Source organism: Dyadobacter sp. NIV53, from assembly GCF_019711195.1.
In the GTDB taxonomy this organism is placed as follows: domain Bacteria; phylum Bacteroidota; class Bacteroidia; order Cytophagales; family Spirosomataceae; genus Dyadobacter.
In genome coordinates this window covers 4,323,515-4,338,792 of record NZ_CP081299.1, presented here as the reverse complement: position 1 = coordinate 4,338,792, position 15,278 = coordinate 4,323,515, and the positions used below count along the sequence as shown (strand labels likewise).

At 40.7% G+C, this 15,278-nt stretch carries 14 protein-coding genes and 1 tRNA gene; 2 read left to right on the top strand and 13 right to left on the bottom strand.

All coding sequences use genetic code 11. The features are described from left to right. Positions 1 to 47 precede the first annotated feature (47 nt). From KZC02_RS17795 to KZC02_RS17760, 9 genes are all read right to left on the bottom strand, one after another. On the bottom strand, positions 48 to 647 hold the full coding sequence (locus KZC02_RS17795) for a hypothetical protein (protein WP_221389937.1): 600 nt from the start codon (positions 645 to 647) through the stop codon (positions 48 to 50). Between the two features lie 132 nt (positions 648 to 779). Next, the gene (locus KZC02_RS17790; RefSeq protein WP_229253651.1) at positions 780 to 1,115 is read right to left on the bottom strand and encodes a nucleotidyl transferase AbiEii/AbiGii toxin family protein; all 336 of its coding nucleotides are present in this window, start codon (positions 1,113 to 1,115) and stop codon (positions 780 to 782) included. A gap of 290 nt (positions 1,116 to 1,405) precedes the next feature. Then, complete coding sequence (locus tag KZC02_RS17785) at positions 1,406 to 2,839, bottom strand: ATP-binding protein (RefSeq protein ID WP_221389936.1); 1,434 nt, start codon at positions 2,837 to 2,839, stop codon at positions 1,406 to 1,408. Positions 2,840 to 3,230: 391 nt separating this feature from the next. After that, positions 3,231 to 3,656 carry a trans-aconitate 2-methyltransferase gene (locus KZC02_RS17780; RefSeq protein WP_229253650.1) on the bottom strand — a complete coding sequence of 142 codons (426 nt, stop codon included), beginning with the start codon at positions 3,654 to 3,656 and terminating at the stop codon, positions 3,231 to 3,233. Further along, on the bottom strand, positions 3,646 to 3,864 hold the full coding sequence (locus KZC02_RS31895) for a hypothetical protein (RefSeq protein WP_229253649.1): 219 nt from the start codon (positions 3,862 to 3,864) through the stop codon (positions 3,646 to 3,648). The genes KZC02_RS17780 and KZC02_RS31895 overlap by 11 nt, the downstream gene beginning before the upstream one ends. A 2-nt stretch (positions 3,865 to 3,866) precedes the next feature. After that, complete coding sequence (locus tag KZC02_RS17775) at positions 3,867 to 4,490, bottom strand: hypothetical protein (protein WP_221389935.1); 624 nt, start codon at positions 4,488 to 4,490, stop codon at positions 3,867 to 3,869. 85 nt (positions 4,491 to 4,575) lie between these two features. Further along, the gene (locus KZC02_RS17770) at positions 4,576 to 5,157 is read right to left on the bottom strand and encodes a Crp/Fnr family transcriptional regulator (protein ID WP_221389934.1); all 582 of its coding nucleotides are present in this window, start codon (positions 5,155 to 5,157) and stop codon (positions 4,576 to 4,578) included. A 367-nt stretch (positions 5,158 to 5,524) separates the two neighbouring features. After that, positions 5,525 to 6,196 (bottom strand): hypothetical protein, encoded by a 672-nt coding sequence (locus tag KZC02_RS17765; protein ID WP_221389933.1) that lies wholly within the window; start codon positions 6,194 to 6,196, stop codon positions 5,525 to 5,527. A gap of 427 nt (positions 6,197 to 6,623) precedes the next feature. Then, positions 6,624 to 7,055: a hypothetical protein gene (locus tag KZC02_RS17760; protein WP_221389932.1), complete on the bottom strand. Its 432-nt coding sequence runs from the start codon at positions 7,053 to 7,055 to the stop codon at positions 6,624 to 6,626. A gap of 201 nt (positions 7,056 to 7,256) precedes the next feature. On the opposite strand from KZC02_RS17760, the gene KZC02_RS17755 reads away from it, so the two are divergent. Beyond that, a protein-coding gene (locus KZC02_RS17755) for an IS3 family transposase (protein WP_221389931.1) occupies positions 7,257 to 8,434 on the top strand; the annotation gives its coding sequence in 2 pieces (ribosomal slippage) (positions 7,257 to 7,527 and positions 7,527 to 8,434; 1,179 coding nt in all). Here KZC02_RS17755 and KZC02_RS17750 read toward each other — a convergent pair. After that, positions 8,431 to 10,911, bottom strand: a complete 2,481-nt coding sequence (locus tag KZC02_RS17750) for a DEAD/DEAH box helicase (RefSeq protein WP_221389930.1) — start codon at positions 10,909 to 10,911, stop codon at positions 8,431 to 8,433. The two genes, KZC02_RS17755 and KZC02_RS17750, sit on opposite strands and share 4 nt — an antisense overlap. Before the next feature lie 588 nt (positions 10,912 to 11,499). Between KZC02_RS17750 and KZC02_RS17745 the strand changes: the two genes are divergently transcribed. Beyond that, positions 11,500 to 13,083 (top strand): Fic family protein, encoded by a 1,584-nt coding sequence (locus KZC02_RS17745; RefSeq protein ID WP_221389929.1) that lies wholly within the window; start codon positions 11,500 to 11,502, stop codon positions 13,081 to 13,083. Positions 13,084 to 13,924: 841 nt separating this feature from the next. On the opposite strand, the gene KZC02_RS17740 is transcribed toward KZC02_RS17745, so the two are convergent. The 3 genes from KZC02_RS17740 to KZC02_RS17730 form a co-directional block, all read right to left on the bottom strand. Then, positions 13,925 to 14,000 (bottom strand) — tRNA-His (locus tag KZC02_RS17740). 105 nt (positions 14,001 to 14,105) lie between these two features. After that, complete coding sequence (locus KZC02_RS17735; RefSeq protein WP_221389928.1) at positions 14,106 to 14,711, bottom strand: superoxide dismutase; 606 nt, start codon at positions 14,709 to 14,711, stop codon at positions 14,106 to 14,108. Positions 14,712 to 14,774: 63 nt separating this feature from the next. Further along, positions 14,775 to 15,227 carry a nucleoside deaminase gene (locus tag KZC02_RS17730; RefSeq protein ID WP_221389927.1) on the bottom strand — a complete coding sequence of 151 codons (453 nt, stop codon included), beginning with the start codon at positions 15,225 to 15,227 and terminating at the stop codon, positions 14,775 to 14,777. Positions 15,228 to 15,278 lie beyond the last annotated feature (51 nt).

Here is a 15,278-nt window from a genome sequence, read left to right as displayed (position 1 = left end):
GGGCCGCGCAATCGAGCATGGCTTCAGCCGAGGAGCAATTCTTCGTTTTAAAATTTGGAAATTTTTGTTCTAAAACTACCTTTCCCAAAATGCTCAGTCTTCTCTCCTTCCCCGCCCTGTTCCATCGACTTGAATTCTACTTTTCCAAATAAACTATCCCCAACCGCATAATCTGCCTTATCCAGAGTTAGTTTTTGATAAACTATTTTGTGTGTTGGCTTTACCTCTCCTACTATAATGACATCCGTGGAATGGTATGCTTGCGTATGAAATTTTTTATCTATGTAGTCGATAATAAAGCCGCGTCCGCTATAACCGTCGCCAAATCCGATGTTAATTGACAGTGTATCCGGATTATAATAATAAGCTCTGCAATTATTATACTTTGCATATCGTGTGTGACTCAGGTCAATTTTTTTACCTGAGAAATATGAAACATCACTTGTCCTTCTTGTGAGTGAATCTTGTTCCTCAAACATTGAAAATATCTCTTTTTCCTTGTCAAGTTGTTTATAAATCAAGTCTTTGGAAAGGTCTGCGTCGATGGTGACATCTTCCCATTGATATGCGTTTTTGATATCCGAACAGTTGGACAATGACCAGATCATCTCTAGAAGAAAGAATACACTTATAGTTTTACTGCCCATTCCATGAAAAGATTAATTTGCGATGATTAGAAGCTGGCGTGAATGACAACATCTTTTCAAATATATAAATAAATTTTATATATAATAAAATAATTAAGTTTTACTATGATACTTTAAGTAAAATTTGCCACTTCAATGGCCGACTTTCAGTTTCGCAGTCAAATCCCGAAAATACTGCGGACTCCAAATATCCAAAACGCTGGCATCCGGTATAAATCGCCGGATGTTATCTTTGATCCACTGGAAATTAACTGCTTCAATTTTCACATTCAGTAGTTCCCGGAACTCAACTTCGCTAATATTCTCCTGGTCCCAATCGCCGCTATCTTTTGCACGTAGCGCGAAGTGTTTGAGGTTTATTGTAACGCCTTTTCTGATATACCATTCTATATCATACCAGTCACGGCCCTTTACATTATCTTTCCATTTTCTGAAAAGGATGGCAAAATAAGCAATTACCAGGATCACTATTATGAGGAGAACACTGGCTTGATACTATCCGAAAATGGCCCTTAAATTTTAGCTAGGTTTTTGCTGATCCCGACGTTGAGGACATTAACTTCGTCTAGGGACTTTCTTCCTAAATTGTAAACCATTACAAACCCCTTGCCGTAGTGTTGTTTAACACTGCGCACTTTGTGTAAAAGACCGTTTGTAACGGCCGAGAACAGAATCAACAAATAGAACAGCTTGTAGCATTTTGGGAAACCTAAAATACTTCAAAATAAAACAGCTTAGAACTTTGTTGGATCTGGAATCTAGTCAAACAGAGCATCCATAGTCAACTCTTTTTGTACCAGGCCGGGATAGGTGTTGTTATTTTTTACGCCGTAGGTAGTTAGCATTGTAAGAAAAAGTGTCTTCCTTGTCTTTGTGTGATCTCGGAAAACCTCGAGTTTACTTGCCAGCTCTGTCGCATATGCTTTCGTAATTTCGAACGCGGATGCTGAGAACTTCATCTCACAGACGTTTATACAAGAATCATTTCTATCGATCAGTAAATCGATTTGAGCACCTTTTCCTGTTCTGTCTCTTGGTTGATAGCGCCATACGGAAACTTCTGTGTAAACATCATGGATACCAATCGCTCTCTTGATTTGAGAAATATGCTTCATATAAATACTCTCAAATGCATTTCCGCTCCAACTTTTCCAGGAACTGCCACTAGCTAACCTGAGCCAGGTACCACTACCCATGGCTTTGCTCCCTTCTATGAATTTCAGGTAAAATAATGAATATTCATCTGTAAGCTTATATAAAGCATCCTTGCTGGCTTTTCCAAAAGGAATATATGAGCTTATAAAACCTGATTCAATCAGTTCATTGAGCAACTGGGTGGAATAGCCGCCAGAGGTAAGCTTACATACGTCAATTATTTCATTTCGTGTCATTCCTTTCCCCTTTTTAGCCAGGGCGCGTACGATATCAATGTGATTCTGAGCGCTATCGAATAGAGAATGATATAGATTTTTAAACTCATCGACCAAGAATCCGTCCTTCGTAAAACATAACCTGTCTATGGTCTGGGCAGCACTGTCGCCTAATTCAACCTCCTTGAGATACTGTGGTATACCTCCCATTGCCATGTAGAGCTGCAATAGCTGGTATTTATCAAGTTTTACATTCCGTTGTCTTAGATATGCGGATGTTTCCCCGACAGTAAAGGGAAGAAGTCTTATGCGCCTGGTTACCCGATTGTGTAATCCTCCACGGTTGTTGATGACTTTTTTTATCATCCAGGAAGCTGCGGAACCACAGATGATTGTGACCAGGTTTTTCTGCTGAGAGGCCCAGCTGTTCCAAAAATTTTCGAATGCAGGCAAAAAACCTGAGCGGGGCGTATCAATCCATGGGAATTCATCGAAGAATACTATAGTTCTGTCCCTGATCAATAATGGATCAAGAAGTTGTTTAAGCATTTCAAAAGCCCTTAACCAGCTTTCCGGTTTGGCTACTGGTAGTCCTTTGGAAGAATGAGTGAGTGCGATGCTGAAATTTTCAAGTTGCTGGCTCAGGCTAGCATTGTGGATGCCTGAAAATTCGAAAGACAATGCTTTGCTAAAGCCATTTCTTATTAAGAAAGTTTTACCTACTCTTCGTCGTCCATATACTGCGACCAACTCGGCATCAGAAGATTTTTCAATCTTTTGCAATAAGATTTTTTCCCGGGCTCTTCCAATAATTTCCTCCATTGTTCATTTTTTCAGAAACGAAGATAAGGAAATTTGTATTTTTGGCGTAATATAAGATTTTATATTACGCCAAAACTAAATGATAAATGTATGATTTGGCGTAATATAGGATTGGATTTAAGTGGATGACCATAATGTGGCGAGTAAGTATGGCATTTTTTTACACAAATGCCTCCGTTGTGCGTTCCTTGAACACTGCGTACCTTGGATATCGGACCGTTTGTAACGGTCTTAGGCTGAATAAGGGATTAGGACAAAGAATCGTTGATAATGGATTGTTAACTGCTGAGCCGTTACAAAAAACGAACGCCCGTATTGTAACTATTTGATCTTAAAATCGTTAAAACCGGTAAACTATCCAAACTAGCAGCTACGTGGTGTGGTTTTAAAACTAGATTAACGGGCGCCCTACCTTGACCGCATGATAGTAATGATTCTCCCCCTCATCCTCAAACTCCTCAATGAGCGAGAGTCCCGATGCAACCAGTAAATCTTTGTACCTCTCCGCGCCAAGCGAAATCGATTCAATTTCCGTAATGGCATCTTCCCATTTCATTTTTCGAGCAGGAGCCGTAAATAACAGCTTTCCGCCGGCGTACAGCGCATTTGCCATTTTTTGGAGCACAATTTCCTGAGTTTCTACGGGCAAAAGGAACAGTAACCCCCAGGCAATGATGGCATCGAACTGCCGATTAAAAAATGAGGAATCTTCTGCGGCTTCACAGGCGACGGGAATATTTGGAAAGTTCTGCCTGAAACCTTGAATCATCGAAGGCGACGCATCAATCCCATAAACCGTCAAACCTTCATTTACCAATGCCTTCTGAAATCGGATCGCCTGTACCACAGCCTATATCCAAAACTCTCGCATTTGAAGGTAGTGACCTCGCCCAGTTCCGAACGGATGCCGCACCGACTCCATCGACGCCCTTGGAGCGACAGCGAATGAATGTTGTGGCGTGATTCTCGTAACCGTTTGATTTGTCCATTTGCGGAAATATTTTGGATTGGAGTAACCTCCGCATTACTAGAAATTAAACCCAAAATGCAAGCCCGGCTGCCCGAAGAAGAATCTTGACCATCTATCGTCAACCTGTTTAAACGAATCAGGCATTTTTGATTGATAGGGGCGATGCGTTATGGCTATTGAAGGTTGTATAAAAAACCTGTCCTTGAAAAGTTTAATGTGATAACCAACGGAATACGTGTTAAAGATTTGAAAGCCATTGTCAATCTTCTTGCCGTTTTCATTTACAAAAGTTTGAAAAGCAGGCATCACGTCAACCTGGGCAAAAAGACCTTTCCATAAAAACCTGTAATAAGAAACTGAAACGCCGTGTTCACGAATATAACCTGGAAACCCTTCTCCTTCTGCTTCAAATGATTTTCCAAAAGGAATGCCAATTGGCCAGGCATATTTCCAGGTTTTAAATTCGAGTGAAATTGCATCCTTTCCCGTAATGCGATACCCCAAGTTCAAATAAACCATTTCAGGCTTATTGTTATCAGGTACTAAATTAGCCAGCATAAATAAGGTACTGCCTACAAAAAACTTTTTATAAGTACTATCTTGTTTGGCATATTGAGCTTTAACTTGTAGCGTGCCTGCCATGATTAAGGCCAAAGCGAACAATAAAATTATCCTTTGCATATCAATACGATTTGTTGTTAGACGATCATGCAAAGGTAGATTGGCGGGATGCCGTAACTCGTTGACTTAAGTTAAGAAATGAACCTTACCCTTTATTTTTCTCTATGATCCTTGCTCTTAACCTGCTTAAAGATTCGGGTTTGATACCTAAATAGCTCGCTAACTGATGCTGTGGCACACGCTGAATAAGGTCTGGTCGTGATTGCAATAAATTCAGGTATCGTTGTTCAGGCGAAGACGTCTTAAACTCGTCAAAATTGATTTGCTGTTTAACTAAAATCTCTTCCGATAAAACCCTGCACATGGATTCGAATTTTGGGAATTTATTAAAAACCTCCACTTCCATTTCAGGAGTCGAAACGGTAATGATTGAGTCTTCAATACAAGAAATGTAATATTCGGAAGGTGCTTTATTGACAACACAATGCGGTGTCAAAGCTTCCATTTCTGTATAGAACGCGGTTGTTTTTTCTTCTCCGTCAATCATGTAATAAGTCCGGATACCACCTTTCATTACAAAATATGATTCATTAGAATTTTGTCCTTCTCTTAAAAGAATCGTACCTTTTTTGATAGTCCGAAAAGTGTTCAAAGAGATGATGATATTCTTTTCATCTTCTGTCAAAGAAACATATTTTGATATAAAGTCAAATAGTAAGTCCTGCATTTTCTGCCTTTCTTTATTTGTACCAAAAGATTATCTACAATTCTTAAATATACGAAGATTTGCAGTACACTTTAAAATCTGTACTTTACTTACGAATTATAGTACTTTTGCCATAGCAATTACTTTACTATACCAGCAGCCAAGTGTCCGAAATAGAGTCCCTGACTATTCCACGGCTCCGGCAAAAAAAGGTTGGGCGGTGTACATAAGTTTGGGTGATTTGGCAAGACGTGGTAGCATTGGCTACAGTATCGTGAAGGCACGAGCCATGGAATCTTATAGATATTTCGGATACAGACTAGAGGGTACAAATACAGACCACGGAGCAGAAATGAGTTCAATCCAATTTGGTGGTATTTTCAACTATTTATAATGGTTCGGATTCTTCATGGCCCCTATTTTCTTTTTTAAAATCGTCTAAATCTAGCGCCTCCTCTGCCTCTGAGGAAGGCCCTTGGAATCGCTTAGGATTCTTTTTAGGTCCAAATTTAGCATCGGGAAATGGTTTCGCGTGACGTCTGGAGACGGTGTCTAAAATGATTTTCAGGGATTCATCAACTCTCGCATAGTATTTATCAAATTCATCCAGTATCATAGAAATTTCGACGTAGTTCACTTTGCCTTTGTCAAATATTGGGATGTAAGGTGGAACTTCAATCCAAGTTGGTGATGGATCTGCCTCGCCCGTCTCGTTATTATAAACAAATTCAAGATCCTCGAGGTCTTGATCAAATGCTAGCAAGTTGTCAGAATGAGCAATTAGATTTCTATTCTTCATTAACATGTGAAATGGGTTCATCCATTCCTTTGGGAGGTCGATTGCTTCTGTTACTACTATGTAATTTAGAATTTTCACTTTTGCACCAACATTTAAAATTAGACTACTGAGCAAAATATTATTAATAAAATATTCTGCTCTCGAATCTATGTACTCTTCAATAATTTCATTGATCCTCTGTTCAGTAAAATTAAAATTGATGATAATCTCTGCTATGTGTGTTTTTACATTAGTGATGTTCACTTCTCTGCCAGCTTCCATTATTGATTCAGTTTAAGGGTTTACTTTTTCGTTCTTCCAGTCATCTGCCTCAGATGCAATTTAGTGCCTAGTTTCTCGGATAAGCAGGGAAAACTAATTGAGTAAGTTCAATTTATCAGAAGGGAGACCATTAAGAATGGACTTTACAAACAAATTGCAAGCATCAACATAATTGCTAAGCCGATTACAGTTTTCTCACGACAAAGAAATAGAACTGAATTTTCATGACGTTGAGAAACAAGCGATCAATATTTCCTATTTGCAGCAGTTTAAACAGAACTTATCGATTTGATTACCTTCGATCCAAACATCCTTGATGGGGAGTTTTAATTAAAAGAACCAACTAGTACCTTATAGTTTTAAAAGGTTATTATTTGTTCCAAGGTTTATGATAAAATTAGACATTCAGTTTAACATTATAATAAAATCAACAAAATATTTTGAGTTGCGCACCGACCGAGGAAACGCTATTCCAGGTTGATCTAAGAAGATACACAAGCTGGATAATCTCAGGCTTAACATCTTCTATTTTGGCCTTGTTAAGCTCCTTTTTAAATGCATCATAATCAAACATATTTCCCACAAAAAGCCAAACCTCCCTCGTGGCCGACGGATTAGAAATTATGGCATTGTATTTATCCCACAATTTTTTTGGTGTTGCGCTTCCAACGATCATTCGGTTTGAAATTGTTCCGACTTTACTTACACTCCAAGGTTTTTTCCATTTGTTTATATTGTTTGTCGGATTTTTCTCAAAGTATGGAGTAAGGTAGTCGAGGTTTTTAGTTGCTTGTCCGCAGATTTCAGTGAAGGCAGTTGCAGAGAGCTTCGCATCTTTCGCCTTCGCATGAATGAACACAACTTTTTTAGTGACGGAATTTAGAGCGATGAAGTCACCAAGTTCTCCATTTAAATCGTCACAAAGTAAATAATCGAAGTCGAATTGATTTTCTAGATCAAGATCACCATATCCTCTGCCTCTTCTTGCTATTAAGCCAAATTGGACTTGCTACCTTTAAGTGGACATTGAGTTAAGTGAAACTTTTATAACTTAACACTTATGTCTGGAGAAAGAAGAGTATTTGACAAGGAGTTCAAACTGATGAGCGTTGAACTAAGCAATAGCCGCACAGACCTTGCTGCACTGGCAAAAGAATTGGATGTTCCACCTGCTATGCTATACCGCTGGCGTAGAGAGTTTTCTGCGAAACAAAACGGTAGTTTTCCTGGCAACGGAAAGGTGATTTTAAGTGAAACGGAACAGGAATTGGCCCGGCTAAGGAAAGAACTCCGCGACACACAACTTGAACGAGATATCTTAAAAAAGGCTGTAGGCATTTTCTCCAGGAGCGATGGCAAATATTCGGGTTCATAAAGGATCACCGGAAAATATTTCCCATTGAGAAAATGTGCATGGTTTTTAAGGTAAGCAGAAGCAGGTTTTATACTTGGCTGAGCAATAAACTATCGGATACAGCTATTGAAAATCAGACCCTTATCGATAAAATAATTGTTATTCATGGGGATAGTAAACAAACGTACGGAAGCCCCAGGGTCACTCAGGAATTGTACAAACTGGGGGTGAAAGTGTCCCGTCCAAGGGTCGCCAGACTGATGAAGAAAGCAAAAATAAGAAGTATTGTCAAGAGAAAATTCCGTGTCACAACAGATTCTGAACATACATATCCGGTTGTAGCAAATAAGCTTAACAGGCAATTTAAAGTAGAAAAAATAGCTACTGCGTGGGTGTCTGACATCACATACATTAAAACGACGCAAGGTTGGCTATATCTCACCATAGTACTGGATTTAGCTGACAGGAGAGTAATTGGATGGGCGCTTAGTTCAACAATGAAAGCTATTGATACTGTGATACCTGCGTGGAAAATGGCTCTGAAAAATAGAAGCGTAACCTGTGAATTAATTTTCCATTCGGATAGGGGAATTCAATACGCCTGCAACGAATTTAAAAGTTTGCTGGACAAAAGCCCACTGGTAATAAGAAGCATGAGCAGAAAAGGAAATTGTTGGGATAATGCGGTTGCTGAAAGTTTTTTTAAGACCTTAAAAGCAGAATGTGTTTACCAAAATACTTTTATTAATAAACACCAGGCAGCAATAATTGTATTTGAATATATTGAAACCTGGTATAATAGAAAGAGGCTTCATTCTGCCCTCGGGTACATGTCACCAAAAGAATTTGAAGAACTTTTAAATATGCAGAAAATTGCGGCTTAACATTTTGTCCTCTTTATTGTTGCAATTCCAAATAGTGTATCTGGGTGCCAGAGATTGTCTGCCACTGTTAGAACTTCTGAACCTTTTTCACTCGCAATCTTGGATATGCATTTATGTGGATGAAAAAGTTGATTAATGTCTAAATCTTTATTTTTGCTTACAAGGTTTAGCCCTGGTTTGAAGAAGTTTTTGTAAGCATAAATATGTTGATTTCCTTCCAACACGATGCGAAAGGATTGTTGTGCATTGAGGTATTCAAGCAGTGAAGGCTCTTTGGAATTCAAATTTGTAATAGCAGAGTCCAACTCATGACTACTAAGAAGATATTTCTTTTTGTCTTTCAGGTATCTAATGTCTATTTTAAATTCTTTTTTATTTACTTCCAAGATAAACACGCCTGCTTCTACGTCAATACATAGAGTGTCAACAAAAATGTTTTCTGAGCTTTCTTCGATTTTATATTGAAACAAAATTTCATCAGAAATATCTAATAGTATGGAGGAAGCATTTGTATTCCTTGGGGGATCAACTTTTTCAGCAAACCTGTTAAGAAATCCGTTCACCTCAGCGTATCCTAGAACTGCATCTAATTCGAGCATAACACCATTTAGCCACTTCTGAAAATCGGAATATTCTATTCTTCTGTTACTAAAATCAGTAATTCTTCCATTTTGAAATCCGATGTAACGCTTTTTCATTTCTATATCACCGTCTACATATCCTTCTAGACGCGATGGGAAGTATGAGTGGTCAGACAACCCTGGGGCAGTGTCTTCCACGGAATTTGCTTGTAACTCTTTGCTTCGAACGCTTGCTCTTCCCACATCCGTATTAAGAAGATAAATTTTGCTTATTGAACGCTTGTCTTTAAACAACTTAATAAGAGATTCCCTTGTTATCGGCGAAAGGGCTTCAATTTGCCTCATCTGACTATTTTGTATGCTATCATAATATAAAACTCGGTCTCTATAGAATTTTAAAAATGTCAACGCAAGCGTTTGTTCGATAAAAATGCCGTCCTTAACCAGTGGAGAGTTTTCGTATTTTATATAGAGAATAAGCAAGGTGTCCGTTTCAGGAATCTCATGTTTTAGTATATAATAGTCACGTCTATTCCACTCCTCTAGTACTAGCTCAGACATTTCTTTGAAAGTTATCGAGCCGTCGTTTTCGTATGCATTTATTTTTTTTTGAAATAGTAAGCTCTCGGTTAATGATATGTTGTTAACGTCGACGAGATCCCTAAAAGCTCCGCTAAAATATAATGTTGATGCTTCTTTGTTTACCTTTAAGACATCTGTTATATCGAAAAGCTTCTTTCTGGTATCAATTAACTGATCATAGGTGAGATACTTTTCCCACTCTTCATTTGTTTTAGTCACATTCCCTGAAAACAAAAATGCAACTTGATCTGGTTTCCGTTCAGGATTACGAAGAATTCTCCCGATTTGCTGAATTAGCATCCTCGTACTACCGAAATCTGCAAATAAAACTACAATACAAAAATCAGGATTGTCTATACCCTCAATTAGTTTGTATTGATGAACAAAAAAATCGTACTTCTTCTGATCGTCTGAATCTGGTACATCTTTCGTAAAATTCTTGTAATTTTTGAATGTTTCATGGATACCGATCACGGTTTTTCTTGCGACTTTTAATGCTCCTACAATTTTTGCGATATCGTCACTTTTTTCGCATCTAATTATAGTTTTCGGTTTTTTTATTCCTTGATTCGCAAGAATGTTGCTTACACTTTCTATTTCTTTCAGCAAATTAACAACGAAGTCTTGGTGGTTTCTTGAAGAAGGGATTGGCCGAATCTTAATTTTTCTTAGAATATTTTGGTTCTCGCAAAACGAGTGTTCCAGAGAATAAAATTTTTCTTTATCAATATTGAAAATTTTGTAATCATTCCTATAAGGAGTCGCAGAAAACAATATCGTTGGTTTTCCAAATGAGCGAACGGTATCTCCCCAGGTCAATGCAGGTTCTTTGTGTCCTTCGTCGAATACCAAGTAATCACTTTCAGCTTGTAAAAGTTTGAAGGTATCGTTATATTTTTCCGTCGATCCTAGTGTTTGCAAAGCCTGTATTGTTGTCACGATTATAAAACGGTGACCCTTAATTTTTTCAAGGACTTCTTCCGCGGTCGTTGGTAGTAATGGCTCAATTACTTGAGGCTCGAGATTTTCCAAGGAATAACCAATCTTAGTCCAGAAGTCTGATCTTAATTCGCGAACAATTTGCTCTTTTAAAGCAGTACTTGGCGTTATAATTATGAAGTTTTTATCAGGATATGCAATGCGAGACAGACATGCGAATACACCCGTTTTCCCTGTTCCAGTCGGCATTTTAATTAAAAATGCTTTTTTGTCGAAATTAACAAAATAGTGAGCAATCTCACGGATTGCATCTTTTTGGTGAGGCCATATGTTTAAAGAGTTTACATTTAGTAGTCGATTTTCAAGAGACATCATTATATTTTCAATTACGAGGATGGTTTCTTGTAATATAAAAATATCTTTTCTTTTTTGAAATATTATAGGAAAAAAGATAGTATACTATACGCAAAATCCCAAATTAAAAGAAAACGGTTAAGATGGCGCTGCTCCCACGTTGTGCGTAGTGTCCTTTGAACATGCATACTTATAATATTTGACCTTTTGTAACGGTCTTAGACAGAGTTAAAATTTCGTGTATCCAAGTTAGAGGTTGACAATACATGATAAATGTTGGCCTTTCTACATGGACTCCAGAACGCTAACGGTAAATTATTCAAGTCCCTTGTCCGGAAAATACGATTAACTCCACAAAAAAAGCCCCAAAAGGGACCTTTTAAAACCTAGGAGGGAGACGGGTCTCGAACTCGCGACCTCTAGAACCACACTCTAGCGCGCTAACCGACTGAGCTACAACCTCCATATTTATCAATCAATAGCAGAGATCATTTTTTTATAATCGTCACGATTTAATAGAATTATCACAACATTATTTAATAAAAATAATACATCAATATTTAATAGATTTGCAACGACGAAATATAATAAGATTAGCACTTCTTTGATATGGCAACTCCACGTGAAAGATTCGCAGAAGCCCTGCAATTCCTGCACGATTTGCAGCAAAAAGGGATCGTTGGCATTCATACTGACGATATGCCAAGCCGGAAATACCGGGAAATACTTTCTAAAAACGGATTTATCCGGGAAGTAACGAAAGGTTGGTACATAGCCACTAATCCGGAAGAAAAAGATGGTGAGACCACTGCCTGGTATAGTTCCTACTGGGATTTTGTTGCCGTATTTCTGGAACGCAAGTATGGTCACGACTGGTCCTTGTCTGCCGAGCAGTCCTTATTGCTACATGCAGGTAGCCAGGCGGTTCCCCAACAGCTGCTTGTGCGATCTCCGCTGGGAAACAACAATCCTACGCCACTACCGCACAAAACCTCTCTATTCAACATGAGGGGTGAATTACCTCAGGCGGATCAGCTTACGATATCAGCAAATGGCATTCGGATGTATAACCTGCAGGCAGCATTGGTGTATAGTTCTGCCACTGTGTATACGCGTAATGCCATTGACGCACGTACAGCACTTTCGTTAATAAGAGATGCATCAGAGTTATTGCCAATACTTTTGGAAAATGGACATACAACATTAGCGGGACGTCTGGCGGGTGCTTTCAGGAATATCGGAAGAGGTAGAATAGCCGACCAGATTCTTGATACCTTTAAGCAGGCAGATTATGATATCCGCGAGGAAGATCCATTTGAGAGCAAGCTTGACCTGAAATTGTCTGCACGGGAACGCTCGCCATACGCAAACCGGATACGCCTGATGTGGATGCAGATGCGTCAATCTGTAATAGCAAACTTTCCGGCTTCTCCCGGGATTTCCGATGACCATGAGGCGTTTCTGAAAAACATAGACGACATCTACATAACGGATGCCTATCATTCTCTATCCATTGAACGATACCGCGTAACGCCCGAACTGATTGCCAAAGTAAGTTCGGGAGAATGGGATGCCAGCGAAAATAAACAAGACCGTATACAACGCGACGCAATGGCGGCCAGAGGGTACTACCAGGCTTTTCAGTCTGTTAAGGAGAGTATCGAAGCCATACTTCAAGGTAAAAATGCAGGAACACAGGCAGACATAAATCACTCCAAATGGTACAGACAATTGTTTGATCCAAGTGTAACAGCCGGTATCTTAAAGGCAGCGGACCTCGCCGGATACAGGAACCATCAGGTTTATATCGGTAATTCCAAACATGTACCGCTTAATGTTGATGCCATGAGAGATGCGATGCCTGTATTGTTCGAGCTTCTGGAAGAAGAACCCGAAGCATCGGTAAGAGCTGTATTGGGACACTTCATATTTGTATTCATTCACCCTTATATGGACGGCAATGGACGTATGGGGCGATTCCTGATGAATGCAATGCTTGCTTCGGGAGGATATCCCTGGACGGTAATACCTGTGGAAAGTCGTGACAAATACATGCAGGCATTGGAAAGAGCCAGTGTAGAACAGAACATTGAAACTTTTTCTATCTTTCTTGGCCATCTGGTCAAGGAGGGAATGAAAGGGAAAGCTGTTGCTAAATTACCTGATGACGGATCTGGCGCTCTAACCGACTGAGTGTTAACCACCGTTTTTACCACAAAAAAAGGCCCTGAATTTCAGCACTTTAATGTTTGGGCGGCCGCCGTGCGGAGGGAGACGGGTCTCGAAACGTATCGACGCACCGCCGCAACCTCTAGAATCAGACCGGGTCGCGTAGACCGGGTCGCGTAGACCGGGTCGCGTAGACCGGGTCGCGTAGACCGGGTCGCGTAGACCGGGTCGCGTAGACCGGGTCGCGTAGACCGGGTCGCGTAGACCGGGTCGCGTAGACCGGGTCGCGTAGACCGGGTCGCGTAGACCGGGTCGCGTAGACCGGGTCGCGTAGACCGGGTCGCGTAGACCGGGTCGCGTAGACCGGGTCGCGTAGACCGGGTCGCGTAGACCGGGTCGCGTAGACCGGGTCGCGTAGACCGGGTCGCGTAGACCGGGTCGCGTAGACCGGGTCGCGTAGACCGGGTCGCGTAGACCGGGTCGCGTAGACCGGGTCGCGTAGACCGGGTCGCGTAGACCGGGTCGCGTAGACCGGGTCGCGTAGACCGGGTCGCGTAGACCGGGTCGCGTAGACCGGGTCGCGTAGACCGGGTCGCGTAGACCGGGTCGCGTAGACCGGGTCGCGTAGACCGGGTCGCGTAGACCGGGTCGCGTAGACCGGGTCGCGTAGACCGGGTCGCGTAGACCGGGTCGCGTAGACCGGGTCGCGTAGACCGGGTCGCGTAGACCGGGTCGCGTAGACCGGGTCGCGTAGACCGGGTCGCGTAGACCGGGGTCGCGCTCGACTCTAGCGCTCTAACCGACTGAGCTACAACCTCAATATTTTGCCACAAAAAAAGGCCCCATACGGGACCTCTTTAAACCTGGGAGGGAGACGGGTCTCGAACCCGCGACCTCTAGAACCACAATCTAGCGCTCTAACCGACTGAGCTACAACCTCCGTTTTTTCCCAATTGGGAGTACAAAAGTAGGAAAAGGTTTGAAGCTTGCAAGACTATTTTTTAGTTTTTTTACAAACTTCAAACCTTTTTTATATTTTAAATGGATTATTTTGCTGCAATGTAAAGAGCATCAGCTGCTTTCCAGTCAACAACATTCCAATAAGCATCTATATAATCTGGTCTTTTATTCTGGTATTTTAAATAATAAGCGTGTTCCCAAACGTCTAATCCAATCACCGGAGTACCTTTTACTTCAGCAATATCCATCAATGGATTGTCCTGATTTGGAGTAGAAGTGATTGATACAGCACCGTCTTTTACAATTAGCCATGCCCATCCTGAACCAAAACGGCCAATTGATGCTTTTTTGAATTCGTCTTTGAAAGCTGTAAATGAACCGAATTTTGCATCGATTGCTTTTGCCAGTTCTCCTGTTGGTTCACCGCCGCCGGAAGCAGAAAGTGATTTCCAGAAAAAGCTGTGGTTCCAGTGTCCGCCGCCATTGTTGCGTACCGGTGCCGGAGCTTTGCTGATATTGGCAATGATTTCTTCTATAGTTTTGCCTTCCAGGTCAGTGCCGGCAATAGCAGCATTCAGATTGGTAACATAAGCCTGGTGGTGACGGTCATGATGTATTTCCATTGTCAATGCATCAATGTGCGGTTCTAATGCATTGTTCGCGTAGGGTAATGGATCAAGTGTAAAAGCCATTTTAATTAAGGTTTAATGGTTATCAATTAACGTTTATTAGTCTTCTAACAGCAGAATACTGGTTTATGTTCTTAAAGTCTTAAAAAACTTGAGAAGTAACTCTTTGGATTCAATACCCAGAATTCCCGTTACAAGCTGTGTTTTAGGATGTAAAATTCCTGTGCCAAACCTGGAAAATCCTCTTTTTTCATCTAATGCTCCAACAACAACTCTCTTCATTTGTGACCAGTAAAGAGCTCCCGCACACATTACACAAGGCTCCAGCGTAACATATAATGTGCAATCCTGTAGATATTTGGCGCCCAGATAATCCGAGGCCGCGGTAATAGCCAGCATTTCTGCGTGCGCTGTTACATCATGAAGTTTTTCAGTCTGGTTATATCCTTTGCCAATAATGCGTTCCCCGATGACTGCAACCGCCCCAACGGGAATCTCCCCTTCTTCAAAAGCAATTTCCGCCAAACGCATCGCCTCGGCCATAAAGTAATTGTCCAGGATATCGGCTTGTATGTTCATTTCTTCCAGAATTATTTTTAACCACTTATTACGAAAAATGGGATACTCATT

What these genes read in the sequence shown, in the direction of transcription:
- KZC02_RS17795 (WP_221389937.1), bottom strand. Translation starts at nt 647, where the DNA reads ATGGGCAGTAAAACTATAAGTGTATTCTTTCTTCTAGAGATGATCTGG.
- KZC02_RS31895 (WP_229253649.1), bottom strand. Translation starts at nt 3,864, where the DNA reads ATGCGGAGGTTACTCCAATCCAAAATATTTCCGCAAATGGACAAATCA.
- KZC02_RS17785 (WP_221389936.1), bottom strand. Translation starts at nt 2,839, where the DNA reads ATGGAGGAAATTATTGGAAGAGCCCGGGAAAAAATCTTATTGCAAAAG.
- KZC02_RS17735 (WP_221389928.1), bottom strand. Translation starts at nt 14,711, where the DNA reads ATGGCTTTTACACTTGATCCATTACCCTACGCGAACAATGCATTAGAA.
- KZC02_RS17775 (WP_221389935.1), bottom strand. Translation starts at nt 4,490, where the DNA reads ATGCAAAGGATAATTTTATTGTTCGCTTTGGCCTTAATCATGGCAGGC.
- KZC02_RS17750 (WP_221389930.1), bottom strand. Translation starts at nt 10,911, where the DNA reads ATGATGTCTCTTGAAAATCGACTACTAAATGTAAACTCTTTAAACATA.
- KZC02_RS17730 (WP_221389927.1), bottom strand. Translation starts at nt 15,227, where the DNA reads ATGAACATACAAGCCGATATCCTGGACAATTACTTTATGGCCGAGGCG.
- KZC02_RS17770 (WP_221389934.1), bottom strand. Translation starts at nt 5,157, where the DNA reads ATGCAGGACTTACTATTTGACTTTATATCAAAATATGTTTCTTTGACA.
- KZC02_RS17765 (WP_221389933.1), bottom strand. Translation starts at nt 6,196, where the DNA reads ATGGAAGCTGGCAGAGAAGTGAACATCACTAATGTAAAAACACACATA.
- KZC02_RS17745 (WP_221389929.1), top strand. Translation starts at nt 11,500, where the DNA reads ATGGCAACTCCACGTGAAAGATTCGCAGAAGCCCTGCAATTCCTGCAC.